The 294-nt window shown below is 39.8% G+C and carries 1 protein-coding gene; it reads right to left on the minus strand.

The genetic code is table 11. The annotated features are described in order from the left end of the window. Positions 1-112: helix-turn-helix domain-containing protein (locus tag ADF68_RS10755; RefSeq protein ID WP_152901822.1), on the minus strand; the 112-nt coding region annotated here is incomplete at its 3' end. Between the last annotated feature and the right edge of the window lie 182 nt (positions 113-294).

Below are 294 nucleotides of genomic sequence, written 5' to 3' on the forward strand. Positions count from 1 at the left end.
CAAGTAGAGAGGCAATTTCTCTATTTGATTTCCCTTCCTTTTTCCATCGTTCGATTAAGCGACAGCTATCGATTGTCAAATGTTTGCCTTTTGTAGTATAATGATTTTGCATCTCTGTGTCTTTCTTGTGTTTGTGGTGACTAACAAGTATAACACAGAGGTGTTTTCTTATGCCTATAAGAGATTTCATTTGGCAAGAGGAACCCTTGAAGCTGTTTTGTCAGCTAAACCAAGGCTAGTCTTAGCCTTGGCTCGCCAGCCTAACAGCATCAAGCCTCTTATCAAATGAAATCG

It is taken from the genome of Streptococcus pseudopneumoniae, from assembly GCF_001068775.1.
Lineage (GTDB): Bacteria > Bacillota > Bacilli > Lactobacillales > Streptococcaceae > Streptococcus > Streptococcus pseudopneumoniae_N.